This is a genomic window from Campylobacter aviculae, assembly GCF_005406215.1.
In the GTDB taxonomy this organism is placed as follows: Bacteria; Campylobacterota; Campylobacteria; order Campylobacterales; family Campylobacteraceae; genus Campylobacter_D; species Campylobacter_D aviculae.
Window position 1 is genome coordinate 47,479 of record NZ_NXMA01000006.1, and the last position, 24,673, is coordinate 72,151.

At 29.4% G+C, this 24,673-nt stretch carries 25 protein-coding genes and 1 tRNA gene; 15 read left to right on the plus strand and 11 right to left on the minus strand.

Annotation, left to right across the window (positions count from 1 at the left end):
* The first annotated feature begins 56 nt into the window (after nucleotides 1-56).
* The 11 genes from CQA76_RS04350 to CQA76_RS04395 all read left to right on the plus strand — a co-directional run bounded on the left by CQA76_RS04350 (nucleotide 57) and on the right by CQA76_RS04395 (nucleotide 10,804).
* Nucleotides 57-1,547, plus strand: coding sequence for a peptidylprolyl isomerase (locus CQA76_RS04350; RefSeq protein ID WP_137622227.1), 1,491 nt, complete (start codon nucleotides 57-59; stop codon nucleotides 1,545-1,547).
* A complete protein-coding gene (gene ftsA, locus CQA76_RS04355) occupies nucleotides 1,544-2,932 on the plus strand; it encodes a cell division protein FtsA (protein ID WP_137622228.1) in 1,389 nt (462 codons plus the stop codon). Before CQA76_RS04350 ends, ftsA begins: the two co-directional genes overlap by 4 nt.
* A 15-nt stretch (nucleotides 2,933-2,947) precedes the next feature.
* Nucleotides 2,948-4,060: a cell division protein FtsZ gene (gene ftsZ / locus CQA76_RS04360; protein ID WP_137622229.1), complete on the plus strand. Its 1,113-nt coding sequence runs from the start codon at nucleotides 2,948-2,950 to the stop codon at nucleotides 4,058-4,060.
* Between the two features lie 147 nt (nucleotides 4,061-4,207).
* Entirely contained in the window at nucleotides 4,208-5,020 is an 813-nt protein-coding gene (locus tag CQA76_RS04365; protein WP_137622230.1) for a flagellar hook-basal body protein, read from the plus strand.
* Nucleotides 5,021-5,041: 21 nt separating this feature from the next.
* A complete protein-coding gene (gene flgG, locus CQA76_RS04370; RefSeq protein ID WP_137622231.1) occupies nucleotides 5,042-5,833 on the plus strand; it encodes a flagellar basal-body rod protein FlgG in 792 nt (263 codons plus the stop codon).
* Between the two features lie 246 nt (nucleotides 5,834-6,079).
* Nucleotides 6,080-6,682: a hypothetical protein gene (locus tag CQA76_RS04375; RefSeq protein WP_137622232.1), complete on the plus strand. Its 603-nt coding sequence runs from the start codon at nucleotides 6,080-6,082 to the stop codon at nucleotides 6,680-6,682.
* A gap of 124 nt (nucleotides 6,683-6,806) precedes the next feature.
* Nucleotides 6,807-7,856: a Cj0814 family flagellar-dependent secreted protein gene (locus tag CQA76_RS04380; RefSeq protein ID WP_137622233.1), complete on the plus strand. Its 1,050-nt coding sequence runs from the start codon at nucleotides 6,807-6,809 to the stop codon at nucleotides 7,854-7,856.
* Between the two features lie 229 nt (nucleotides 7,857-8,085).
* Nucleotides 8,086-8,364 (plus strand): hypothetical protein, encoded by a 279-nt coding sequence (locus CQA76_RS09185; protein WP_232364892.1) that lies wholly within the window; start codon nucleotides 8,086-8,088, stop codon nucleotides 8,362-8,364.
* A gap of 83 nt (nucleotides 8,365-8,447) precedes the next feature.
* Nucleotides 8,448-8,654: a hypothetical protein gene (locus tag CQA76_RS09190; protein ID WP_232364893.1), complete on the plus strand. Its 207-nt coding sequence runs from the start codon at nucleotides 8,448-8,450 to the stop codon at nucleotides 8,652-8,654.
* Entirely contained in the window at nucleotides 8,651-9,259 is a 609-nt protein-coding gene (locus tag CQA76_RS04390) for a hypothetical protein (protein ID WP_137622234.1), read from the plus strand. The genes CQA76_RS09190 and CQA76_RS04390 overlap by 4 nt, the downstream gene beginning before the upstream one ends.
* 156 nt (nucleotides 9,260-9,415) lie before the next feature.
* Nucleotides 9,416-10,804, plus strand: coding sequence for a Cj0814 family flagellar-dependent secreted protein (locus CQA76_RS04395; RefSeq protein WP_232364894.1), 1,389 nt, complete (start codon nucleotides 9,416-9,418; stop codon nucleotides 10,802-10,804).
* A 97-nt stretch (nucleotides 10,805-10,901) separates the two neighbouring features.
* Here the strand turns inward: CQA76_RS04395 and CQA76_RS04400 are convergent, their stop codons facing one another.
* The 5 genes from CQA76_RS04400 to CQA76_RS04425 all read right to left on the minus strand — a co-directional run bounded on the left by CQA76_RS04400 (nucleotide 10,902) and on the right by CQA76_RS04425 (nucleotide 13,470).
* A complete protein-coding gene (locus tag CQA76_RS04400; RefSeq protein ID WP_137622235.1) occupies nucleotides 10,902-11,498 on the minus strand; it encodes a C39 family peptidase in 597 nt (198 codons plus the stop codon).
* Entirely contained in the window at nucleotides 11,483-12,337 is an 855-nt protein-coding gene (locus CQA76_RS04405) for a hypothetical protein (RefSeq protein WP_137622236.1), read from the minus strand. The genes CQA76_RS04400 and CQA76_RS04405 overlap by 16 nt, the downstream gene beginning before the upstream one ends.
* Nucleotides 12,338-12,633: 296 nt before the next feature.
* Nucleotides 12,634-12,762 (minus strand): hypothetical protein, encoded by a 129-nt coding sequence (locus CQA76_RS09305; protein ID WP_269747333.1) that lies wholly within the window; start codon nucleotides 12,760-12,762, stop codon nucleotides 12,634-12,636.
* Between the two features lie 244 nt (nucleotides 12,763-13,006).
* A tRNA-Leu gene (locus CQA76_RS04420) sits at nucleotides 13,007-13,092 on the minus strand.
* 27 nt (nucleotides 13,093-13,119) lie between these two features.
* The gene (locus tag CQA76_RS04425; protein ID WP_137622238.1) at nucleotides 13,120-13,470 is read right to left on the minus strand and encodes a F0F1 ATP synthase subunit C; all 351 of its coding nucleotides are present in this window, start codon (nucleotides 13,468-13,470) and stop codon (nucleotides 13,120-13,122) included.
* Nucleotides 13,471-13,703: 233 nt separating this feature from the next.
* Between CQA76_RS04425 and CQA76_RS04430 the strand changes: the two genes are divergently transcribed.
* The 4 genes from CQA76_RS04430 (at nucleotide 13,704) to argH (ending at nucleotide 19,959) form a co-directional block, all read left to right on the plus strand.
* The gene (locus tag CQA76_RS04430) at nucleotides 13,704-15,044 is read left to right on the plus strand and encodes a sodium-dependent transporter (protein ID WP_137622239.1); all 1,341 of its coding nucleotides are present in this window, start codon (nucleotides 13,704-13,706) and stop codon (nucleotides 15,042-15,044) included.
* A 157-nt stretch (nucleotides 15,045-15,201) separates the two neighbouring features.
* Complete coding sequence (locus CQA76_RS04435; RefSeq protein WP_137622240.1) at nucleotides 15,202-16,971, plus strand: biotin/lipoyl-containing protein; 1,770 nt, start codon at nucleotides 15,202-15,204, stop codon at nucleotides 16,969-16,971.
* Between the two features lie 10 nt (nucleotides 16,972-16,981).
* The gene (gene pckA / locus CQA76_RS04440) at nucleotides 16,982-18,556 is read left to right on the plus strand and encodes a phosphoenolpyruvate carboxykinase (ATP) (RefSeq protein ID WP_137622241.1); all 1,575 of its coding nucleotides are present in this window, start codon (nucleotides 16,982-16,984) and stop codon (nucleotides 18,554-18,556) included.
* A gap of 20 nt (nucleotides 18,557-18,576) precedes the next feature.
* The gene (argH, locus tag CQA76_RS04445; RefSeq protein ID WP_137622277.1) at nucleotides 18,577-19,959 is read left to right on the plus strand and encodes an argininosuccinate lyase; all 1,383 of its coding nucleotides are present in this window, start codon (nucleotides 18,577-18,579) and stop codon (nucleotides 19,957-19,959) included.
* Between the two features lie 20 nt (nucleotides 19,960-19,979).
* On the opposite strand, the gene ychF is transcribed toward argH, so the two are convergent.
* The 6 genes from ychF to rpiB are packed head-to-tail and all read right to left on the minus strand — an operon-like array spanning nucleotide 19,980 to nucleotide 24,561.
* Complete coding sequence (gene ychF / locus CQA76_RS04450; protein ID WP_137622242.1) at nucleotides 19,980-21,083, minus strand: redox-regulated ATPase YchF; 1,104 nt, start codon at nucleotides 21,081-21,083, stop codon at nucleotides 19,980-19,982.
* Nucleotides 21,080-22,531 carry a leucyl aminopeptidase gene (locus CQA76_RS04455; RefSeq protein ID WP_137622243.1) on the minus strand — a complete coding sequence of 484 codons (1,452 nt, stop codon included), beginning with the start codon at nucleotides 22,529-22,531 and terminating at the stop codon, nucleotides 21,080-21,082. Before CQA76_RS04455 ends, ychF begins: the two co-directional genes overlap by 4 nt.
* Nucleotides 22,531-23,229 (minus strand): DedA family protein, encoded by a 699-nt coding sequence (locus tag CQA76_RS04460; protein WP_137622244.1) that lies wholly within the window; start codon nucleotides 23,227-23,229, stop codon nucleotides 22,531-22,533. The genes CQA76_RS04455 and CQA76_RS04460 overlap by 1 nt, the downstream gene beginning before the upstream one ends.
* A 15-nt stretch (nucleotides 23,230-23,244) precedes the next feature.
* On the minus strand, nucleotides 23,245-23,793 hold the full coding sequence (gene apt / locus CQA76_RS04465; protein WP_137622245.1) for an adenine phosphoribosyltransferase: 549 nt from the start codon (nucleotides 23,791-23,793) through the stop codon (nucleotides 23,245-23,247).
* Nucleotides 23,790-24,122, minus strand: a complete 333-nt coding sequence (locus CQA76_RS04470; RefSeq protein WP_137622246.1) for a hypothetical protein — start codon at nucleotides 24,120-24,122, stop codon at nucleotides 23,790-23,792. The genes apt and CQA76_RS04470 overlap by 4 nt, the downstream gene beginning before the upstream one ends.
* Nucleotide 24,123: 1 nt before the next feature.
* Nucleotides 24,124-24,561 (minus strand): ribose 5-phosphate isomerase B, encoded by a 438-nt coding sequence (gene rpiB / locus CQA76_RS04475; RefSeq protein WP_137622247.1) that lies wholly within the window; start codon nucleotides 24,559-24,561, stop codon nucleotides 24,124-24,126.
* Between the last annotated feature and the right edge of the window lie 112 nt (nucleotides 24,562-24,673).

The window sequence follows — 24,673 nt, forward strand, 5'->3', positions numbered from 1 at the left end:
CACTTAAAGACTTCTACGCTAAAATGTCAGCGGTTTAATTTTTATCAAGGAATGTTATGCTTACTTGGATGCAGCATCATAAAAAATATCTTATTGTTACCATATGGGTTAGCACTATAGCTTTTGTTGGAGCAGGTTTTGTAGGTTGGGGTGCTTATGATTTTAATCTTAATCGTAATTCAAGTGTTGCTGTAGTAGGAAATGAAAAGATAGGTTATGGTGAGTTTAATATAAGGTATAATCAAATTTTCAATTACTATAATCAAATTAGCAATGGTAGTTTAAACGAAGAAAGTGCTAAAAAATTAGGCCTTGAAAATGTGGCATTAAATTCGCTTATTGAAGACAAGCTTTTGTTAAATTTTGCTAAAGATTTAGGTTTAAATTCAAGTGAAAATGAAATAATACAAAAGCTTACTGATACAAGATATTTTCAAAATCCTGTGGGAGATTTTAACAAAACTCTTTATTACGAAATTTTAAATGCAAATAATTTTACACCAAAAGATTATGAAACTATCCTTTCAAATGAAGTGATTATTGAAAAGCTTGGTAAAATTTTTAATATACCTTCAAATGAAGATGAATTGAAAATGTTGGCAGCAAGTTATTTTATGCAAGATTCTTTAAGTATTGCTGAAATTAATTATGATAAAAAAAATATAAAAATCAATGAAAATGATTTGAAAAAAATTTGGATTGAACATAAAGAAGACTTTAAAACGGAAAAAATTTATGAAATTTCTAGTTATTATTTATTCTCTGAAAATAAAAAAATTAATGATAGCGAGTTGGAGAAATTTTATAACGAAGGAAACAATAAATTAAATTATAGAGACGAGAATGGCAAAATCATAGATTTTAAATCAGCAAGAGATAAAATTTCTAGAGATTATGAACTAGCGCAGCTTAAAAATTTAGCTAATATTAAATTTTTGGAATTGAAGAATAATAAAGAGAAATTCCAAAAAGATGAAAATATTTCTAACCTAAGCGTTTATTATCCATTAGAAGTTTTATCCAAAATTAAAAACGGTGATATATTAAGACCTGTAAAATATAAAGATGGCTATATAATTGTAAGGCTTAATAAGATAAATCCTATAAGAATAAAAACTTTTGAAGAGGCAAGAAGTGAGGTTTTACCTATATATTTAAGCAATGAAGCTAAGAAAAATTTGGAAAGAGAAGCTAAAGAAAAATTGAAAAATTTCAGCGGCGTAAATATAGGTTTTGTGAGTAGAGATTCCTTAAGAGATGGTGATAAAATTAATGATAAAATGCTAAATGATGCAGAATTTAGCTATTTTTTAATGAATGTTTTTAATTCTGATCAAAATAGTTCTTATGTAATTTTAAATGATAGTAAAGCAATACTTTATAAGATTAACAAGCAAAAGCTTGATATAAATTCTAATAAATTAAAACAATATAGTCTTATGCTTAAGCAAAATTTGCAAACTTTAAAAGCTAATGAAATTAAACAGGAATTAATAGAAGAGCTTAAAAAAGTATATCCAATAAAAATTTATTATAAAGGGAAATAATTTTGAATATATTAGGAATTGACTTAGGTTCGACGCAAACTTGTGCTATTATTACTCAAAAGGATGAAGAGGGTTTAAAAATAATTGGTTTTGCAAAAGCAAAAACAAATGGTGTTAAGAAAGGTACTATTACTAATATTGAACTTGCTTCAAAATCAATCGAAGAAGCGGTAAGAAATGCTGAAATGATGAGTGGAGTGCATTATGATAAAGTAGTTGTTTCAATTTCTGGTGCATATACAAAAAGTGTAGATAGTATAGGGGTTGTGAATATTCCAAATCATGAAATTGGCATCAAAGAAATACATCGTGCGGTAAGTACAGCAAAACATACAGCTAATATACCAAGTGGATACGAAATTATCCATGTTTTACCTTATAATTTCAAAGTTAACGATTTAGAACACGTGGATGATCCATTAGGAATGAGTGGAAGTCGTTTAGAGGTTTCAACACATATTGTAATTTCTCAAGAATCGCACATTAAAAATTTAAAAAAAGCTGTAGAATTAGCTGATTTAAGAGTTGATAATATAGTACTTTCTGGGTATGCTTCATCAATAGCTTGTTTAGATGATAGCGAAAAAGAACTTGGTTCAGTGCTTATTGATATGGGTGGTGGAATTTGTGATATGGTAGTACATACTGGAAATTCTATCCGTTATAATGATTGTTTGCAAATTGGATCCATTAATATTACACAAGATCTATCTATGGCTTTACATACTCCACTTAAGGAGGCTGAAAAAATTAAACTTAATTATGCAGCTTTATCACAACAACCAAATGCGTTAATACAGATTCCAACAATGGGAGATGAAAAAAGAGTTAATGAGGTTTCTTTGGATATTATTTCTGAAGTTATTTATGCTAGAACTGAAGAAACTCTAATGATCTTGGCAAAGATTTTGAGTGATAATCGCTATGTCAATAGCGTAGGTGGTGGGGTTGTGCTTACCGGCGGAATGACTAAATTAGCTGGCATTGATGCATTAGCTCCAGTTCATTTTGATAATCGTTCTGTAAGACTTGCTACTACAAAAAAAGATTTAATTATAGGATTTAATGAAATATTTAACGATCCAGAAAATACTTGTGCAATAGGGCTTTGTCTTTATGGTGCGGGTTATTTTACTCCTTATGAACTTGATTCTAATGAAAAGTTAAGATATAAGGGTGAAATAGAAAATTACAATCGTCAAATCAGACAAGAAAGTATTTCTCAAAAAGAAATGGAAAATGAAATAAAATCTGATTTTTTTGATGAAAATTTGCGAGAAAATGATACAATAGCAATTCAAGAACAATTAGATTTTAAAGAAACAAAAGAGAAGAAATCTGGTATTTTTAAAAATTTATGGGATAAATTCACAAATCAATTTTAACAAGGAGAGAATTTCATGAACGAATTTTCAGTAGAAGAGATGCAACATAACAAAGGCGCTAAAATCAAAGTTATAGGCTGCGGTGGCGGAGGCGGTAATATGATTAATCATATGGTAAAAATGGGTTTAAATGATCTTGATCTCATAGCTGCTAATACTGATGCGCAAGCTATTTCAAACTCTTTAGCAAAGACTAAAATTCAGCTTGGCGAGAAAAAGACAAAAGGACTTGGGGCGGGTATGCTTCCTGAGGTTGGAGCTGAAAGTGCTAGAGAAAGTTTTGAGGAAATTAAAGCAAGTTTAAGTCAAAGCGATATTGTTTTTATTGCTTCAGGTTTTGGAGGAGGTACCGGAACGGGTGCTACGCCAGTTATTGCACAAGCGGCTAAAGAAATTGGTGCCTTAACTGTTTCAGTTGTTACTATGCCTTTTACTTTCGAAGGGAAGCAAAGAAAAAAACTTGCCGAAAATGGACTTCTTGAGCTTAAAAAAGAAAGTGATTCTATCCTTGTAATTCAAAATGAAAAACTTTTAAGTATTATAGATAAAAAAGCAGGTATTAAAGATGCTTTTAAATTGGTTGATGATATTTTAGCCCGTGCTGTTAAAGGCATGGTTTCTATACTTTTAGATAATGGCGATATTAATGTTGATTTTGCAGATGTTAGAACGATTATGAGTCATCGAGGACTTGCTCTTATGGGTGTTGGAAGTGCAAGTGGTGAAAACGCCATAGAAGAAGCACTTTCTAATGCAATTGAATCTCCATTACTCGATGGTATGGATATTAAGGGTGCAAAAGGTGTGATTTTGCATTTTAAAACTAGTTCTAATTGCTCTTTGATTGAAATTTCAGCTGCTGCGAATAGCATAGAAGAAATTGTTGATGAAAATGCTAAAATTATATTTGGTTCCACTACAGATGATAGTATGGAAGATAGGGTAGAAGTTACTATTATTGCTACAGGATTTGAAGATAAGGATGCTGCTTCGAAAAAATCTTCCGAAGGTACTGAGGCTATTAAGAAAAACCCTTATTTAAACCTTAAAAAAGTAAGTGGTGGTTTTGACGAAGAAATTATGGCTCAGATTGAAACTCCTACATTTTTACGTCGTCAAATGGATTGATAACCTCAAGCAAGACTTTAAGTCTTGCGTTATTCTATAAAATCTTATTTTTTTTCTTGCAACTTCATATTTTTTCGATTTTTTAAAAAAGTTGGAACACTCTTTGCTTTTTATATTTTTGTAAAAATTAATTTTATAGGTGAAAATATGCAAAATGGATATTATCAAGCAACAGGTGGTATGGTAACTCAGTTTAATAAACTTGATGTTATTACAAACAATCTTGCCAATATTAACACAAGTGGATATAAAAGAGATGATGTTGTGATTGCAGATTTTAAAAGGATTTTTAAAGAAACTCAGGATGAGTTGCCTATAGAAAATCATACAAGAGACGCTTCGCGTTTTGTTAATACTACTATAGACACTATCCCACAGGTTTCTCAAGAATACACAGATTTTAGCTTAGGTTCTTTAAAAGCTACTAATAATCCTTTAGATTTTGCAATAACGAGAGAAGATGCTTTTTATTTGGTTCAAACCAAAGACGGGGAAGTAAGATTAACCAAAGATGGCAATTTTCAGCTAGATAATGAGGGCTATTTGGTTAATAAGCAAGGTTATAGGGTATTAAGTAGCGATTATTTTAATAACCCTCAAAATGCAGGAATTCATGTTTCAGATGGTGTAGCACAAATAAATGCTGACAAAAATGGAAATATTGAAGTTGATGGCGTAAGAAATGCGAGATTGTTTATTGCGCAAGTAGATGATATAAGGGCTTTGCAAAAAGATGGAGATAATGTTTACAAGATCGATGATTTAACTCGCATTAGAGATTTGGATAATTCTAATGCAGTGCGTCAAGGTTTCTCTCAAGGTTCTAATGTCAATCCAGTGACTGAGATGGTAGGTTTAATTGAAGCCAATAGAATGGTTGAGATGTATCAAAAAGTTATGACAGCTCATATGGATGATTTAAATCAAGAAGCTATTAATAAGCTTGCATCTGTTAAATAATAAAGATTAAAGGATAAGAAAATGATGAGATCACTTCATACTGCAGCTACAGGAATGGTAGCGCAGCAAACACAAATTGATGTTACTTCTAACAATATCGCTAATGTTAATACGGCTGGTTTTAAGAAAAGTCGTGCCGAATTTGCTGATTTGATGTATCAGGTTATGAAATACGCAGGAACTTCAACTTCAGCTACAACTCTTTCTCCTTCAGGCATAGAAGTGGGTGTTGGTGTGCGTCCAACTGCGGTAACTAAAGTTTTTACTGAAGGAAATTTAAAAGCAACGAGTACGGATAGCCTTGATATGGCAATTGCTGGAAATGGCTTTTTTCAAATTCAACTGCCTGATGGAACTATAGGATATACAAGAAATGGACAATTTACAAAAGATAACGAAGGTAATATTGTAAATTCAGATGGCTATAGATTACTGCCTGAGATGACTATACCAGAAGGTGCAACTGCTATCAATGTGGCAACCGATGGAACCGTGTCAGTTATGTTACCAGGAGAACAACAAGAAACTCAAATTGGACAAATAGAATTGGTACAATTTATAAATCCTGCCGGGCTTCATTCTATGGGAGATAATTTATATCTTGAAACGGGTGCAAGCGGTGCGCCAGTTGCTGGAATAGCGGGACAGGATGGACTAGGAACTGTTAGGCATGGATTTGTAGAGCTTAGCAATGTCCAACTTGTTGAAGAGATGACAGATCTTATTACAGGACAAAGAGCTTATGAGGCCGGATCAAAAGCTATTACTACAAGTGATGATATGTTAGGTATTGTAAATCAATTGAAGCGATAGTTTAATTAGAATTTTTAGTTTATGGTATTTTTACCATAAACTCATTTTTGATAATTTTTCAATTTTTTACCAATTTATACATTATCATTAAATTATATTAAAAAATAAAAAACTTTTAAAGTGTTATAAATTCATTATAAACATTATTTAAACCCTTAAAAATTAAGACTTTTAAAAATTTGATTTAAAATTATCATTTATGATAAAATAGTTTATGTTATATTTTTATCATAGAAGAGATAAATTATGATTAAAAAATTACTTAGCATTGCAACTTTAGGTGCTTTATTAGCAAGTTCTGCTTTTGGGGATGATTTTCTAGCTAAAGTCAGTAATGGTGCACTCAGTGATAATAGCGCAGGTGTTAAAGTTCTTAGTCTTAATGAGATGAAAGATGTTAAGGGTGGGTATGGATTGTTGCAAACTAATACAGGACAACAAGTATTTACTTTGCAAAATCTAAATATAGGAATGACAAAACTTACACAAATTGGTATTATTATTGGAATGACTGATTTTGAAAGAAGATATAAAGTTAGCTGTGGTTTTGCGGGTGACAAATGCGATCATTTAAAAAATGATTTTTATGCAAAATCTAATTATAGAGATTTAGCAAATATTGCTAACCCTGATCTTAACCAATATCTTGCAGTTACTGCAACTAAAACTGTCATAGCAACTCCTTTTGGTATCCCGAAAATTCAGTTTGCAGAAGGATTTGCAATTGTAGGTGTATACGGGGAAAATGTATACAAAATTAGAAATACTTTCACTTCAAGCACAATTGCATATGATATAAAAAGTAGATTTCAAAAACAAATCAATAATATTCTTGCAACTTACTATTGATAAATAGTTATTTATAGGGAAGATTTTTAATGATAAGAATATAAATTCAAGTAATTATCTTTTAAATTTTAAATTTTGGAATAGAATTTGCTATTTTATTCCAAAATAAATAAGGATTAAAACAATGTTAAATTTTAATACAAGTTTTGGCAATAATCTCTTTACTAATTTAAACATTAATGTTAAAAAAAATCAAAGTTCTTTAAATTCTTCTAATAGCAATGTTAAAAATTTACAAGAATTAAAAGAAGGTTCTAACACAAATAATAAAGTATTAGGTTATAAAGTAGATAAAGATGGATATTTTACCAGTGAGTTTAATAAAGCAGCGGGAATTCCTGAAGATATAAAAATTCATTCTAGTACTATGGAAAGCTTGGTTTCAAATTGGGCTTCAAGTGATGATCCTTTAAGAGTTTTTAGACATGTAGATATAGCTAAAACCATAGGAAATGCTTATAAAATTTTAAGTCAAGTAGTGGGCGAAGATGTTTTAAATTCTAAAGATAGTTTCACACTTGATGAAATAGCAAAATTCCCACAAGGTTATAAATATAATGCTCAAACAATGCAAGTGGTAGATACTTATAATAATATAAAAAATACTTTTAATGAAATATTACTAGAAGAAAAAAATAGCATTATTAATCAAAGGATAGATATATCTTATTTGTTTAATAATACTTATGAAGAATTCACAAAAAATGAAGCTGCAACGCATGATATTTTTGGTGGTATAGATGATTTTGATACCACACCTTCTAAATATACAAATTCTGACGGTTCTATCACTAAAGGTGGGCTTTTAATTGCTTTAATTAACTCTAATATGTATATTATAGAGGGTGAAGCTTCTTCAAATGGTAAAATTCAAGGATTTGATAAGTCTATGTCCGCAGAAGATATAAAAAATTATAATCCAGCTGATGATCCTAAAGCTGTAGGAGAATTCAGCGTTAGTTTTAAACCAAATTTAAAAATTTCTAATTCAATTTTAAATGAAAATGATAACTCTGCAAAAGGATTTGATGAATTGTTTAAAAACTACAAAGATCCTATATCTAAAATATTTGAAGATATGGAAAAATTTCAAAAAGAACAATTAGAACGTTTAGAAAAACAAAGAAAAGCAAAAAGACTAGCTGAACAAAGAAAAGTTGATATAAGAGTTTAGAGTTTTAATCTTTTTAGAATTTAAGTTAATATTATATTTTTTTATTGATATAAATAATATTACCAATTGACACACTATATTAAATTATATTAAAAAAATAAAAAACTTTTAAAACACTAAAAATTCATTATAAATATTATTCAAATCTCTACAAATTAAGACTTTTAAAAATTTGATTTAAATAATCAACTGTGATAAAATAAACATACTTTAATAGAAAGGAGTAAACATGATCAAGAAATTATTAAGCGTTGCAACCTTAGGTGCTTTATTAGCAAGTTCTGCTTTTGCAGATGATTTTTTAGTTAAAGTCAGTAATGGTGCACTCAGTGATAATAGTGCAGGTGTTAAAGTTCTTAACCTTAATGAAATGAAAGATGTTAAGGGTGGGTATTTAATACAAGCAAAACACAATAATATTAATGAATATTATGTTATAGCAAGATATACCAGTGCGGAAGCGAATTATATTTTAAATTATGCTTATAATACAAATGGTCCGGATTAGGACAATCAGATTGTGCAAATCCAAGCATAAATAGGTTGCAAGCTTTTTTAAATGTTACGAACAATTCCGTTGATTTTTTTCCTATGTATTCAGTAAAGAGAAATATAGGATATAGTAGATATGGAAAATATGTATACTTTACCTATGGCGTAGGCGTCGCGGACAGCAAGGGACAAATCTATAAATTTAATTCTAGTCCTATGTTAAATTATAATATGATTATTAAAGAAATGGCAAATAAATACAAAGAGCAAATGGAATATGCTCTTAGAGGATGGAGTGTAAGATGATAACAATAGGTGTGTTAAATGGATTTGGTGTATTAGATTATACTAAAAAAAATCCAATACCAAAAGATCCGCATCCGCAACTTACAAATCAAGAAAGGGAGCAATTGATTAATAGTTTTTCACGGATGCAAAAATATTATGAAGAATTAGGTGAAAAAAATGAAATACTTGATGGATCAATAGAAGATAAACTTAGACAAGGCAAATTATCTCAAACAGAGTTTCATTCTTTGCTTGATTGGATAAATAAAAACACACAAGAAATGTATTGGGGTGATAATTATGATGAAGATGTGATTAAAATATTCCATACAAGCAAAACAATAGACGAATTTAAAGAAAAGTGGCTTAAACTTCAAGAAACTCAAAAGCAATATACCGAAGCATTTTATACTAGCAATAGTATAAGTGATTTTAAAAATAAAACTAGTGAAAATAAACCCTTCAAACCCATCCAAGCAGAAAGTAAAAACAAAGAAACTTACAAAGATGAAATAAAAAATAATTTTTGGGAACAATTTTTAAAAGTTCAAAAAGAAAATGGAATAGATATTTTAGAACTTATGGAAAAACTTAATGAAAAAAGCATAGATAAAAGAGTTTAAAAAATAATTTTAAAACTTAAAATGATTAAAAAAATAAATTTATAAAAATATATCATTAATTTCTATAACAATATTGCTACCATAAACTTCTCATCATTTCTAACCGATATAGAAATGATAAAATATTATCTACCACTATAACCAAAAGGCAGTAAAATGATAAATAATATAACTTCTTACTCAAATTATAATTACTATACAAATACTTTAAATTCTAAAAAGAATTCTAAAACAAATGATTTGGTAGATAATAATAAAGAAATAAACAACAACACAAATTTAAACAATAATAACAATAATAACAATATTTCAAACAATACTTCATTAAAACAAACAAATTCAAATTTAGTAAGTGATAAATCTAAGGCTGTAGATAAAATACTAGGTTATGGTGTAGATGAAGATGGTTTTTTTACCAGTGATTTTAATGAAGCTGCAGGAATACCTAAAGACTATAAGATTTATGCTAAGGGTATGGAGAATTTTGTAAATAGTTTTCTTAAAAGACAACCCTTTTATTCTCAAATTGATATAGCTAAAACTATAGGAAATGCTTATAATTCTTTTTCTTCTTTAGTGAATGATAAAGAATTAGGGCAAAATTTTAAAGAGCAAGATTTAAAAAATTTATCCAATAATGATGGTATTAATTATTGGAAAAAATTTCAAGATAATACTGCAACATTTTGGGAACTTGCTGATATGAAATTAGCAGATTTGGGTTCAGATAAATATCAAATAAAAGATGGTGAAATATCCAAAGGGAGTGCTTTGATTGCTTTTTTTGCAAATCACCCCATTGTAGAAGGAACAACTACTTTATTAGGTAAAATGGCAGGTTTGGATAAAAATATTAGCAGTAGTGAAATTAAAGATTTTATATCCTTTATGAATTCTAATCATTTAACTTATTCTGTTCGTATGAAACCTTCTAATCAACAGAACGATTGGGATAATCCCATAGGAGATAGTTTGTCAATATGGGATTATATGAATAGGGCGAAAAATTTAGGAGATGATAGGCTAATTAAAACTATTGAAAAATTAGGAAAAGAATACAATGAAATGATTAATTCTAATATGAGCTTAAATGAGTTTAAAACTAAATATTTAGATTTTAAAGAAAGACACGATAAATTTGTAGAACAATTAACTGCAGAAGAAAAAGCTAAGGGAATTGTCTATCATGCTTTTCCTAACGGACAAAGCATTTCAAATAATAAAAATAAAAAAACACAAGATGACAATACTCAAAAACCCTTCAAACCCATCCAAGCAGAAAGTAAAAACAAAGAAACTTATAAAGATGATAATATAAGAAATGAACTCATAAAAAAACTTCTTGAAAATAAATTTGATTTAGCGAAAGAATTAGAAATTCTTTTTAATGTAAAAATAGATAATGACAATACAAATAACAATTCTAATACTAATAACAATAATTCTAACGCTAATGATAACAATTCCAACTCTAATACCAATCATCTTAGCAAATTAAGTTCTAAAGCTAAAACTAAACATAGAAGTGTGAATATTAAGGTTTAGAGGTTTATGTAAGTTTTATTGCAAGTATTTATTTTTTTGTTTTTAAAGATTAAATATTTAAATTATAGGAGTTGTTTTAACTCCTATAAATAATCTTTTAATATAAGCTAAAAGGATTAAAATCAAAATTCAAAGATTTAGGTATATTAAGCTTGTATTCTTTTAATTTCTTTTTAGGAGCAATGATTAAGGCATATCCTCCTTTTTTATATCTATCCCATACACTAAAAAATTGTCTTTTAGAACTGATATATTCTCCATAACTTGGATCAAGTATTTGTAAAAAATCACCCCTATGATTTATAATCACCACAAAATGTGGAAAACGTGGATCATCTTCAATCTTCACTAAAATAGGAATTCCTGCAAGTTTTTCTAAACTCTTTCTATCTATCCTATAAGATTTGCTTTCATAGCCTAGTTTTTTAACCGCATCATTTAAGTCTGCAAAACTTACCATATCTGTATATAGTTTTTGCCCACTCATAGTTTTTAAAAGATCTAGTTCGCTTAATTTTTTATCATCAAGTATATTAATAAGTGTTGCTAAAGATGAAGCACCGCAAGATTCTTCATAACTTTGTCTTATGACGTTTTTATTTTTAATTTCAGAATAGGATTTAACTATAAAGTCTGCCTTTAAAAATAAAGGCAAAATAATAAGTATTGATAATAATTTTAGAATTTTTTCCATAGGCTTAATCCAAACACACTATCAGGGCTTGCAGAACTCCCTCCAAAACTAGCACTCACAGATACTGCTGTATCAGAGTTTATGCTATAGGTTGATCCTAAACTTAGAGTTGGAATAGAACGCACTTCAGAATTTTGATAGCCATTGATTTTTTGTTCAGTTTGAAATCTTTGTTCAGCTCCTAGATCTAAAGTGATTTTAGGGCTTAAGATTATAGATAAATCTCCACCTATATAAATGCTATGTCCATATTCTATATTAGCAATTTTAAATTTTCTTTTTGCATTATAACCAAATCCTGTATAAATGCTATATACCACAGGATCGCTATATCCTCTTAAACTAGCTTGCAAGCTTTGTGATTTTAAATAAAAGTTTTTTGTTTGATTGATCGCTTTTTCTCTTTGAACAATAGCGGTTTGAAAAGTGATTTGTGGAACAAAATCTGCTATGCTATCGCCTGTATAAATAAAACCTAACCATAAATTATCAAAACCTATACGATTTTTAGCTGAATATTCGTTTGTAAAAAAGTTTGTATATTCTTGTCTGGCATAACTTCCTCCTCCTGAAATTAATATATCGAATTTAGGAGTTAAGGTATAGATAAAAGTTTGAGTTAGAAAAACTTGTTTTGTGTCATTCCATACTGTAGGATCTCCGCCTATGGTAATATTAGGGTAAAGTGAGTATGAATTTGCATTACCCGTGCTAAGAAGTGAAAAGCTTGTAATGCTTCTTAATCCAATTTGCTTTTTGAAGAGTGTATCAATGTTTAACTCATCACTAGCAAACAAAGAGCTTGTTAAAACTGCCAAAATAAGAAAAAATTTTCTCATTATTATTCCTTTCAAATTTATTGCCTAGAAAAAGATTAAGCAAAGATTGTTCCAAGTTTTGAATGAGTAAAAATTTTTTAGTTATTTTTTGGATATAAGCTCTTTTTATCTTTAATTTTATTTAGAAGAGATAAAGCTTCATCATAATTAAGAAATTCGTTACATTTTTTTCCTGTACAGGCTTGAAATCTTATATTACCATATTTATTAAACAAAGTGGGTATAATTCCTATAGAATAATATCTTGTGTTGCCACTACTAGTTGTTTTGTGAAGTAATATGTGATTTATTTTATTTTAAAATTCTTTTATTTTATTTAAAAAATCATTTTTAAACATTTTTTCTATAGCGAGTTTAACAATTTCAGTAATCTTTTTATTTTCTTTACCTACACTAAAAATATTTTTATAAGTAGACAGCATCATTTCTATCATTTTTAGTGTTTTTGTGTCAAATAACTTTGATTTTTGGAGCGATTTTATAGTTATTCTGTAGATTTATTAACTCTGATAGTAAGACTAATAACAAAGTCAATAAAAAATATTTGTAAAGTAATAAATTAAAATAAATTAAAGATAATCTAAAATAATCCATCATTTATCAAAAGCCTATTTCATAGTAAGTTAAAAAGAATTAAAAAAAGTTAAAAGAAGTAAAAAATAGAATAAATGGTGCGGTTAGCGAGATTTGAACTCGCACACGCTGAGCGCACCACCCCCTCAAGATGGCGTGTCTACCAATTCCACCATAACCGCAAAAAACCCATTATAAATGGGTTAAAATTAAGATGCAGGACTAATAAATTTTATAAAAGGGTTTGCATAAAGTGCGATAAGTGCAATAACAAGTGCATAAATTACTTGTGCTTCAATCATAGCTAAAGCAATAAACATTGTAGTCATTAATTTTGGTCCAAGCCCCGGATTTCTAGCTGTTCCTGCTATAGTTGCCGCCGCTGTATTTCCCATACCAATAGCACCACCGAGTGCCGCAACACCCAAGCCTAATCCAGCTGCTAAAACTGAAAAAGCTTTAATCCACACATTCATAGCTTCTTGCTCAACCAAAGTGTTCGTTTCAGCTGCAAAAGCTACTGCTGCAAAAGCTAAAAATAAAAAAATAATTTTTTTCATAGAAATATACCTTAAAAATAGTTTAAATATTTATCTTAAAATCTTTAAAAATACTTTCGGCTTGCGTATCCCTACTTGATATTTATCAAAGGCTTTAAAATAATTAAGGAAAATTTTATCATACATTATCTTTATTTTTATTGAAAAATGTTATTTTTCCTTTTTTTTCAATAAAGATTAAAACTTTTTTTGCTTTAATAAACGTTTTAAAATATTTTATTTAAGGTTGTGTTTTGAGTTCTAAATTTTCAAAAATAGGTTTTATTTTAGCTGTAGCAGGATCAGCCGTAGGTTTAGGTAATGCTTGGAAATTTCCTACTCTTGTAGGACAGAGCGGTGGTTCAGCTTTTATTTTGCTTTATATTGTTTTAACTCTAGGAGTTGGTTTTGTAATTTTTTTAGCCGAATTAAGTATTGGTAAAATTAGTGAAAAAGATCCTGTTAATGCGTATAAAAAATTAGCCACTAAAAATCAAAAATCTTGGTCTCTTGTAGGTTTTACAATGATAGGATCGATTTTAATTGTTTCTTTTTATACTTTAGTTATTGGCTGGGTAGTTAAATATGCATATTTAAGCATTATTGGACGATTACCCGATAATTTGAAGTCAAGTGCTCTTGATTTCAATTTTCTTATAAATCACGATTTTTTAAGTCAATTTATTTGTTTTAGTTTGGTCTTTTTTATCATTTTTTATACTGTTTCCAAAGGAATCAAGAATGGTATTGAGAAATTAAATATTTGGATGATGCCTTCTTTATTTATTTTACTTATTTTAATGCTTATTTATGCAATGACTAAAGATGGTTTTATAATGGCTTTAAAATTTCTTTTTGTTCCTGATGTTTATAAAATTAATATTTCTAATACGCTTGAAGCTTTAGGACTTGCTTTTTTTAGTTTATCTTTGGGTGTTGGAACTATTATCACTTATTCGGCAAGCTTGCCCGATAGAACCAATTTTATTACAAGCACTTTAAATATTATTTTTATCAATCTTTTAGTCGGACTTTTAATGGGACTTGTAGTTTTTACCTTTATTTTCGAATTTGGATATGATCCTAATCAAGAAGGTCCAGGTTTTGTTTTTGTTTCTTTGGCTACTTTATTTCAAAAGCTTGATTTAGTGGGTCATATTTTTGGAGCCGCATTTTTTATTTCTTTGGTATTTGCGGGTATTACTTCAGCAGTTTCCATGATAGAACCTTCAGCTTTTTATTTAATAAACACTTTTAAGATGAGTCGTAAGAAAGCTTTAATTTTTATTGGAATTTTTGTATATATTTTAGGTATTTTATGTATTTTATCCTCTTTGGATGCAACTCAGTTTAAAATTTTGGGAATGAGTTTCTTTGAATTATTAGATAGTTTTTCTAGTAAAATTATTATGCCATTGGGAGGAATTTTGGCTGCAATTTTTGTTGGTTTTGTGATCAAAAAAGAAACTTTAAAAATTTTATTTCAGCCTTATATGAGTGGTATATTTTTCGAAATTTGGTATATATTTGTAAGATTTATTTCGCCTTTAGCTGTTATGGCGGTTTTGATAACCAAATTGATTGGTTTTGTATAGTTATATTGTTGTCAAAATTTTTAAGACAAAATGTTTCATTGAAAAAAGTATGCAAGTAAATGAAGTTTATGTTGATTTTTTGTTTTATTTTGTTTAATTTTTGTAAAGTGTTATTTTTTTCTTTATATAATCTGTGTATTGTTTTTTGAGGAAAAATATGGCTAAAAAATTTATAGATGTGATGGATACAAGTTTTAGAGACGGTTTTCAGTCTATTTATGGAGCTAGAGTTTTAATGCAAGATTTTTTTCCTGCAATAGAAGCTGCTAAAGAGGCAGGAATTACTCACTTTGAATTTGGAGGCGGAGCAAGATTTCAAAGCTTGTATTTTTATCTAAATGAAAATGCTTTTGAAATGATGGATAAGTTTCGTTCTATTGTTGGAGAAAATGTAAATTTGCAAACTTTAGCAAGGGGAATTAATACCGTTGCTTTGGATATTGGAAGTAGAGAGATTGTTGAATTACACGCAAAGCTTTTTGCAAAACACGGAACAACTACTATTAGGAATTTTGATGCTTTAAATGATGTTAATAATCTTAAATTTAGCGGAGAGTGTATTGTTAAATATGGATTAAAACATGAAATTTGCATTACTTTAATGGATTTACCACCACAATGCTATGGAGCTCATGATGTGCCGTTTTATGAGAAAATTTTAAAAGAAATTTTATTTTCGAAAATACCCTTTCATAGTATTTGTTTTAAAGATGCAAGTGGTACTTCAAATCCTAACAAAATTTATGAGACAATTAAAATGGCTAAGAAAAATTTGCCCTCAGAAATTCATGTAAGACTTCACACTCATGAAACTGCTGGAATTAGTATAGCTTGTTATTTGGCTGCTTTGGAAGCAGGCGTTGATGGCATTGATTTAGCTGCGGCTCCTGTGAGTGGAGGAACTTCTCAGCCTGATATTTTAACTATGATGCATGCTGTAAAAGGAAAAAATTATGATTTGGGTGGATTTGAAGAAGAAAAAATTTTAAAATATGAAGAAATTTTTAAAGATTGTCTTAAGGATTATTTTGTACCTCCAGAAGCAAATCAAGTAAATTCTTTAATCCCCTTTTCTCCTATGCCAGGAGGAGCTTTAACTGCCAACACGCAAATGATGAGAGATAATAATATTTTAGAGCGTTTTCCAGAGGTAATTAAAGCAATGCGTGAAGTTGTTGAAAAAGGAGGATTTGGAACGTCAGTTACTCCAGTTTCTCAATTTTATTTTCAACAAGCTTTTAATAATGTGATGTTTGGTTCTTGGAAAAAAATTGCTGATGGATATGGAAAAATGGTACTTGGTTATTTTGGGAAAACACCAATCAAGCCAGATAGTGAAATAATAAAACTTGCAGCAGATCAACTCAAGCTAAAGCCTACAGAGGAATTAGCCATTGATCTAGCCGATAGAGATGAAACAAAGAAAATATCTTATATTAAGGCTTTGTTAGAAAAAGAAAATATTGAAGTAAACGAGGAAAATATTTTTATTGTAGCAACTTGCAAAGAAAAAGGCATAAGCTTTTTAAGAGGAGAAGCTAAAGTAAATATACGTAAAGGTATTTCAGCAATATCTAAGCAAAATATTAATGAAAATCATTTTACTGTTACAGTAAATGGAAACAAATATTTTGTAGAAATAAATTCTGGTTTTGAGGATAAAGTTGAAGTTAAAAATGTAGAAAAAATACAAAACAACCATCGAAATATTGATTCAATACAAGCTCCGATTTCTGGTACCCTTTTTAAAATTTACATCGATGAAGGTTCGGAAGTTAAAAGCGGTGAAGTAATAGGAATTTTAGAAGCTATGAAGATGGAAATTGAAGTTAGTGCTCTAAAAGATGGAGTGATTGAAAAGATTTATGTAAAAACCGGTGATAATATCAACGAAGGTGAAATTATTGCAACATATAAAAATAATTAAAGGATAAAAGATGAAAAAATTTGAGGATTTAGGGTTAAGAGATACGAAAAAAATTTATTATAATTTAAATTATGATGAGTTATTTGAACATGAGAATAAAAATAAAGAAGGACAATGTAGCAATAATAATACTTTTTGTATTGACACTGGAATTTTTACAGGCAGAAGTCCAAAAGATAAGTATTTTGTTAAGCAAGAACCTTCTAGCAAATATATAGCTTGGGGGAAAGTAAATCAAGCGATCACAAAAGAACTTTTTGATAAGCTTTTAAATAAGGCTAAAAATCAATTAAGCGAAAAAGATATTTATATACAAGATGTTTTTTGTGGTGCATCATTACAAAGTCGCAAGGCGGTGAGATTTGTAACTGAAATTGCTTGGCAAGCCCATTTTGTAAAAAATATGTTTATTTATCCAAATGAAACAGAATTAGAAGATTTTAAGCCAGATTTTACTGTCTATAATGCTTGTAAATGTATCAATGATGAATATAAACAAGATGGTTTGAATTCTGAAGTTTTTGTAGTTTTTAATATAGAAGAAAATATTGCAGTTATTGGCGGTACTTGGTATGCTGGAGAGATGAAAAAGGGCATTTTTTCCATGATGAATTATTGGTTGCCTTTAGAAAATAAGCTTTCAATGCATTGTAGTGCTAATGTAGGCGAAAAAGGAGATGTGGCATTATTTTTTGGACTCAGTGGCACAGGAAAAACCACCCTTTCAACCGATCCAAAAAGAAGGTTAATCGGGGATGATGAGCATGGTTGGGATGATGAAGGCGTGTTTAATTTTGAAGGAGGATGTTACGCGAAAACAATCAATCTTGATCCTAAAAATGAGCCAGAAATTTATGCTGCTATTAAGAGAAATGCACTTTTAGAAAATGTGGTTTTAAAAGAGGATAAAAGCGTGGATTATAGCGATGCAACAAAAACCGAAAATACAAGAGTGTCTTATCCAATAGATCATATAACAAATCACGAACCTACCTTAAAAGCAGGGCATCCAAAAAATATTATTTTTCTAAGCGCGGATGCTTTTGGCGTATTGCCTCCAATTAGTAAATTAAGCAAAGAACAAGCAATGTATTATTTTTTAAGCGGATATACTGCAAAAGTAGCGGGAACAGAACGCGGTATAACTGAGCCTCAAGCCACATTTTCAGCTTGTTTTGGTGAGCCTTTTATGCCACTTCATCCAACTGTTTATGCGAAGTTATTGGGTGAAAAAATTGATAAATATCATGTTAATGTTTATTTGGTTAATACAGGTTGGACAGGTGGTGGCTATGGAGTAGGTAAAAGAATGAGCATAAAAGCAACTAGAGCTTGTATTGACGCAATTTTAGATGGTAGCATAGTAAATTGTGAATTTGAAAATTTTGATGTGTTTAATTTAGCTATTCCTAGAAATTTAACAGGGGTAGAAAGTTTGCTTTTAAACCCTATTAATACATGGGAAGACAAAAATGCATATTGTGCTGCAAGAGACAAGCTTGCTAAAATGTTCATAGAAAATTTTAAACGCTATGAAGATGTGAAAGAAGGAATGGAATTTAGACAATTTGGTCCTAAAATTTAATCAATCAGGATAAAAATATGATGAAAAATGAAATGTGGTCTGGACGTTTTAATGAATTAAGCGATGAGCTTTTACAAGAATTTAATGCAAGTTTAGATACGGATAAAAATTTATATAAAGAAGATATAATAGGTTCTATAGCCCATGCTAGAATGCTTGAAAGTTGCGGTGTTTTAAAAAAAGAGGAACTAGATAATATTATAAAGGGTTTGAATCAAATTCAAAATGAAATAGAGCAGGGAGAATTTATTTTTGATATCAAAAATGAAGATATTCATATGGCTATAGAAAAACGTTTAAGTGATATTATAGGATCTGAAATAGGTGGAAAACTCCATACTGCTAGAAGTAGAAACGATCAAGTGGCTACAGATTTTAAACTTTTTGTAAAAAAATCCAATATCGAAATCATTTTTCTTTTAAAAGAGCTTATTAAGACTATAATTTCTTATGCTAAAAAACATAAAACAACCATTATGCCAAGTTTTACTCATTTACAACATGCTCAACCTATAAGTTTTTCTTTTTATATTTTAACCTATGCTTTTATGTTTATGCGAGATATTAAACGTTTGCAAAATGGTTTAGAGTTAGCTGATTATTCCCCTCTTGGATCCTGTGCTTGTGCAGGAACGAGTTATCAAACAAATCGTAAATTAAGTGCCCAAATATTAGGTTTTAAAGACATCATGCCTAATGCCATGGATGGAGTAAGCGATAGAGATTTTGCTTTAGATTTGCTTTATAATATAGCGGTAATTTTTACACATACTTCAAGACTCTGCGAGGAAATGATTTTATTCTCTAGTTCAGAATACGGCTTTTTAACGATAAGCGATAGTTTTTCTACCGGAAGTTCTATAATGCCACAAAAAAGAAATCCTGATGTTTGTGAGCTTATACGAGGAAAAACAGGTCGTGTTTATGGCAATTTAATTTCCCTTCTTACAATAATGAAAGCATTGCCTTTGGCTTATAATAAGGATATGCAAGAGGATAAAGAAGGCCTTTTTGATAGTGTTAAAACCGCACGAGATAGTTTGGTAATTTTAAATGCTATGTTGAAAAAAATTCAAATCAACAAAGAAAATATGCTTCAATCTTGCAAAAAAGGTCATTTATTGGCTACAGATTTGGCTGATTACTTGGTACGTGAAAAAAATATTCCTTTTAGAAAGGCACATTTTATCGTGGGAAATATTGTTGCACAGGCGGAAAGAAAAGGAATTGATATAAGTGAAATTAAAGATCTTGGAGAGTTTGATCCTGTTTTTGATAAAAAAACTATAGAGCTTTTAGACTTTGAAAATTCTTTAAATTCTAAAAAAAGTGAAGGATCGAGTTCTAAGGCTAGCGTGGAAAAACAGATTAAAATTTTGGAACGATTTTTAGATTCTTTGTGAATCAATGTTTAGAATTTTTACTAAACATTGAATCTAAAATGCATTACATCTCCATCTTGAACAATATAATCTTTTCCTTCAAGACGCAGTTTTCCAGCTTCTTTTGCTTTATTTTCTCCGCCATACTCTATAAAGTCTTCGTATGAAATAACTTCGGCTTTTATAAAACCTTTTTCAAAATCATTATGGATCACACTTGCTGCTTTTGGTGCTTTCCAACCTTTTTTTATCGTCCAAGAACGCACTTCAATAACTCCAGCTGTAAAATAATTAATAAACCCAAGTTTAGAAAAAGCAGTGCGTATTATCTGATCAAGCCCACTTTCATTAGCCCCTAAAGAATTTAAGAATTCATGACTTTCTTCATCACTCAAGCTTACTAATTCTTCTTCGATTTTAGCACAAAGTTTGATAACTTCATGATTATTTTTTTTTGCGTATTCTTTTAAGACTTTTACGTAATCATTATCTTCATTGATCCCATCCTCATCAACATTGGCTCCGTAAATAACTTCTTTGGCAGAAAGCAATCTTAATTCTTTGATTAAATTTTTATAAGTTTCACTTTCTTTATCAGGGTAGGAACTAGCGGATAAACCTTTGTTTAAGTGTTCTAATAATAAATTAGCAAGTTCTAAATTTTCTTTTGCGCCTTTTTGATTGGATTTAACTTCTTTATTAAGCTTTTCAATTTTTTTATTAAGCTGTTCAATATCTGCTAAGATTAACTCTGTATTAATGATTTCTACATCCCGTATAGGATCTACTTTTCCTTCAACATGAGTAATATTTTCCTCATCAAAACAACGAACTATGTGCAAAATCATTTCAGTTTCTCGTATATTAGAAAGGAATTTATTTCCTAACCCTTCGCCTTTGCTTGCTCCTTTTACAAGTCCTGCTATATCTACAAATTCAATTAGAGAATGCATAATTCTTTCAGGTTTTACAATTTTTGCAAGCCTATTAAGTCTTGTATCAGGAACTTCAACCATAGCTTTATTAGGCTCAATAGTGCAAAATGGATAGTTTGCACTTTGAGCATTTTGAGCTTTGGTTAATGCGTTGAAAGTTGTTGATTTTCCAACATTTGGAAGTCCTACTATTCCAACTGAAAGACTCATTTAGACTTCCTTAAAAGATGAATTAAAAAATTAACACACATTCTTACTCCAGCACCACTAGCACCAAAACTTGAATATCCCCAAGCTTTTTCCACGTAAGCAGGACCAGCTATATCAAGATGTAACCATTTGTCTTTATACTCTTTGCGTATGAATTTATCTAAAAATAATCCAGCAGTAATTGCTCCACCATAACGACTAGAAGCTGTATTGCTAACATCAGCAATATTGGATTTTATGAGTTCTTTTAAATGAGGATTAAAATGTAAAATAGTTGTATATTCTCCGCTTTTTTTAGAGCTTAAATAGAATTCATTTTGTAATCCTTCGTTATTTCCCATAATAGCACTTGTATATTCTCCAAGACCTACTACACAAGCTCCTGTCAAAGTAGCCATATCGATAAGTAAATCTGGTTTTAGATCTTGTGCATACGAAAGACAATCAGCTAAAACAAGACGACCTTCAGCATCTGTATTTCTAACCTCTATACTAACTCCTTCACGAGAGATCAATACATCATCAGGCTTATAAGCATTTCCACCTATCATATTTTCTGTGGCTCCTAAAATACAATGCACTTCTAAATCCAAATTGAGCTCCGATACAGCTTTTATTATACCCATTGCAGCAGCAGCACCGCTTTTATCAGCTTTCATAGTTAGCATAAAATCTGAAGGCTTTAAACTAAGTCCGCCACTATCATAAGTTAAGCCTTTTCCTACAAATACAATACGTTTTTTAGAATTTTTAGCTTTGTAGCTAAGATGAATCAAGCGTGGTGGATGTATGGAAGCGCGATTCACAGCTAAAAAAGCATTCATTTTTTCTTTTTCAAGAAATTTTTCATCATAAATTTTACAAGTGATGTTTTTGTTTTCTTTTGCTAATTTTTTTGCATCTTCAGCCATTTTCAAAGGGGTATAAATTTCAGGAATTTCATTGACTATATCTTTAGTAAAATTGGTGGCATTGGCTAAAATTTGACCACGTTCTAATCCTAGTTTTGCTTCATCTAAATTAAATTTTTTGCCATTTAATTCTTCACTGGAAATAATAATTTTTTTAAGCGTATTTGCTTTCTTTTCACTTTTATATTTATCAAATTTATACGCTCCAAAAAGTATTCCTTCTGTTAAAGAAATGAAGCTTCTAACAACACAATCTCCGATAATACTAGGCATTTTAATGCTTTTAATATTTAATTTTTCTAAATTTTTATAAGCATTGCAAAGTGATAGTCTTATATCTTCATAAGATAAACTTTTTAATTCTGTAAATAATTTTTGATTTCTTGTATCAAGTAATACGCCTTCACCTTGAAAATTATTTAATTTAAAAAAATCTTTTTCTTTACTAAATTTTTTCAAATTTTTATTTTGAATAAAAACAAGCTCAAAATCAGCCTTAATAGAATTTAATTTTTTATTACTAAGTTCAAATTGCATTATTTTCTCCTTTTTTCTTTAAGTATAGCTTTTTCTATTTGTTTAAAACCAAAAATCAATAAAGATAAAAAACCGATTACAGCTATAACGGCTAAGTACCAGTAATCTTTAGTCCATTCTTTTGCCCAGTGTAAGAATTCTTGGATTAAACCTCCAAAATACCAAGCCAAAAGAATGGTTATAGCAGCCCAAACCCAAGCACTTAAAAGATTAATTATAGCAAATTTTTTGCTACTATAGCGTGTGATGCCTATACTCATAGGAATAATAGTTCTAAAACCATACATGTAGCGTTGTATAAAGATTATAGGCCAGCCAAAACGTTGTAAAAGTAAATGTGCTACAGCAAATTTACGTCTTTGAGATCGTAGTTTTTTTTGAATGTATTTTTTATTGTATCTTCCAATATAAAAATAAATTTGATCACCAACAAAACCGCCAAGTCCAGCTATAAAAATAGCTAAAGCTACGTGCATTTTTCCATCATGTGCAGCGACTCCGGCTAAAATAAGCCCAATTTCTCCCTCTAAAATACTCCAGCAAAAAAGTATTAAGTAACCCCAAGTTTCAACGTGTTTATTCCAAATTTTTATAATAAAATCTTCTAAAGAAAAATCATTTTTAACCAAAACATAAAAAATATAAGCTATAAAAGTAATTAAAATTATAAAAATAAAAAATTTGAACCATTTTTTCATTATTGATTTTTCTCCTTAAAAATGTAAAACACTATAGACAGGACAATGTTCTTGTAATTTTTGCATTCCACCTAAATTTTTTAAATTAATTAAAAAGCAAGATTCTATACATTGGCCCCCAGCTTTTTTGATTAGTTCCAAAGAAGCAAGTGCAGTTCCTCCAGTAGCAATTAAATCGTCTATAAGTAAAACTTTTGCATTTTTAATATCTCTAAAAGCATCTTGATGGATTTCTACTTTATCTACACCATACTCTAGTTCATATTCGCAGCTAAAAGTAGTAGAAGGTAATTTGTTTGGTTTGCGTATGGGTACGAAAGGCAAATTTAGTTTTGCGCAAAGCATAGCAGCAAAAATAAAACCTCTGCTTTCCGTTCCTACTATAAAATCTAAATTTTTGTCCTTATAACGTTGACTTAGGTGTTCGAGTAAAAATGATAAAGCGTCTTTATTGTTTAGTAAGGTTGTAATATCTCTAAAAATAATACCTTCTTTTGGAAAATTTGGAATAACTCGTATGCTTTGACATAAAAACTGCTGTTCTTGCTGTGTAAGTTCTTTCATAATAATGCCTCGATTTTTGCTTCTAATTCTTTAATTCTTTGTCTTAGTTTATCATTCTCTAAACGATATTGAGAATTTCTTGTTCTTAAAGAGCTTAAGTCTGTTTTGATTTTATTGAGTTCTTCTGTTAATACGTCTATATTTCCTAAGCTACGTTGAAGTTGTACTTGAAGCTTTCTAATAACGATTTCGGTATCATCTAGATTGTTTTTTATAAAATCTTTAGAAATCTTTTCTTTATTAAGTAAAGTTTTATAATAAAGCAACATCACAATAAGATAAATAACAGCGCAAATAAGTATCGTTAAAATAAGCCAATTTGTAAACATTTTATAAACCCACCTCAATTTTTTGAATTCTTTTTACATGTCTACCTTTTTCAAAAGGAGTTTGAATAAAATTCTCTATAATATCAATAGCCATATCAGCACCAATCAATCTTCCACCTAAGGCTAAAACATTAGCATCATTATGTTTTCTAGCAAGTTTTGCACTAAGACTTTCTTGGCATAAGGCACAACGAATATTTTTGTGGCGATTTGCGGTTATTGATACTCCAATGCCTGATCCACAAATTAAAATACCAAAGCTATTTTGATCTATTTTGGAAGCTAATAGATGTGCAAAATCTGGATAATCACAACTATTAGAGCTATTTGTGCCTAAATCTTCAAAAGCAATTTGTTTTTCTATAAAATAAAGACAAATTTTTTCTTTAAGATGAAAACCTGCGTGATCGCTAGCAATGTAAATTTTTTCTTTAAGCATATTAAAATCCAATTTTAAAAACAAAAATAAATCTTATATTAACATAACAAATCATAAAAATAGCTTTTTAAAAATAATTTTAGGCTAAGTTTTTATTTTCCTTATGTATGTT

Excerpts from the sequence above, each read along its gene's own strand:
- CQA76_RS04350 (WP_137622227.1), top strand. The coding sequence starts at position 57 with ATGCTTACTTGGATGCAGCATCATAAAAAATATCTTATTGTTACCATA.
- CQA76_RS04365 (WP_137622230.1), top strand. The coding sequence starts at position 4,208 with ATGCAAAATGGATATTATCAAGCAACAGGTGGTATGGTAACTCAGTTT.
- flgG (WP_137622231.1), top strand. The coding sequence starts at position 5,042 with ATGATGAGATCACTTCATACTGCAGCTACAGGAATGGTAGCGCAGCAA.
- CQA76_RS04425 (WP_137622238.1), bottom strand. The coding sequence starts at position 13,470 with ATGAAAAAAATTATTTTTTTATTTTTAGCTTTTGCAGCAGTAGCTTTT.
- CQA76_RS04400 (WP_137622235.1), bottom strand. The coding sequence starts at position 11,498 with ATGGAAAAAATTCTAAAATTATTATCAATACTTATTATTTTGCCTTTA.
- CQA76_RS09190 (WP_232364893.1), top strand. The coding sequence starts at position 8,448 with ATGTATTCAGTAAAGAGAAATATAGGATATAGTAGATATGGAAAATAT.
- argH (WP_137622277.1), top strand. The coding sequence starts at position 18,577 with ATGAAAAATGAAATGTGGTCTGGACGTTTTAATGAATTAAGCGATGAG.
- pckA (WP_137622241.1), top strand. The coding sequence starts at position 16,982 with ATGAAAAAATTTGAGGATTTAGGGTTAAGAGATACGAAAAAAATTTAT.
- CQA76_RS04380 (WP_137622233.1), top strand. The coding sequence starts at position 6,807 with ATGTTAAATTTTAATACAAGTTTTGGCAATAATCTCTTTACTAATTTA.
- CQA76_RS04390 (WP_137622234.1), top strand. The coding sequence starts at position 8,651 with ATGATAACAATAGGTGTGTTAAATGGATTTGGTGTATTAGATTATACT.
- CQA76_RS09305 (WP_269747333.1), bottom strand. The coding sequence starts at position 12,762 with ATGATGCTGTCTACTTATAAAAATATTTTTAGTGTAGGTAAAGAAAAT.
- CQA76_RS04405 (WP_137622236.1), bottom strand. The coding sequence starts at position 12,337 with ATGAGAAAATTTTTTCTTATTTTGGCAGTTTTAACAAGCTCTTTGTTT.
- CQA76_RS04395 (WP_232364894.1), top strand. The coding sequence starts at position 9,416 with ATGATAAATAATATAACTTCTTACTCAAATTATAATTACTATACAAAT.
- ychF (WP_137622242.1), bottom strand. The coding sequence starts at position 21,083 with ATGAGTCTTTCAGTTGGAATAGTAGGACTTCCAAATGTTGGAAAATCA.
- CQA76_RS04375 (WP_137622232.1), top strand. The coding sequence starts at position 6,080 with ATGATTAAAAAATTACTTAGCATTGCAACTTTAGGTGCTTTATTAGCA.
- CQA76_RS09185 (WP_232364892.1), top strand. The coding sequence starts at position 8,086 with ATGATCAAGAAATTATTAAGCGTTGCAACCTTAGGTGCTTTATTAGCA.
- CQA76_RS04455 (WP_137622243.1), bottom strand. The coding sequence starts at position 22,531 with ATGCAATTTGAACTTAGTAATAAAAAATTAAATTCTATTAAGGCTGAT.
- CQA76_RS04470 (WP_137622246.1), bottom strand. The coding sequence starts at position 24,122 with ATGTTTACAAATTGGCTTATTTTAACGATACTTATTTGCGCTGTTATT.
- CQA76_RS04460 (WP_137622244.1), bottom strand. The coding sequence starts at position 23,229 with ATGAAAAAATGGTTCAAATTTTTTATTTTTATAATTTTAATTACTTTT.
- apt (WP_137622245.1), bottom strand. The coding sequence starts at position 23,793 with ATGAAAGAACTTACACAGCAAGAACAGCAGTTTTTATGTCAAAGCATA.
- ftsZ (WP_137622229.1), top strand. The coding sequence starts at position 2,948 with ATGAACGAATTTTCAGTAGAAGAGATGCAACATAACAAAGGCGCTAAA.
- CQA76_RS04435 (WP_137622240.1), top strand. The coding sequence starts at position 15,202 with ATGGCTAAAAAATTTATAGATGTGATGGATACAAGTTTTAGAGACGGT.
- rpiB (WP_137622247.1), bottom strand. The coding sequence starts at position 24,561 with ATGCTTAAAGAAAAAATTTACATTGCTAGCGATCACGCAGGTTTTCAT.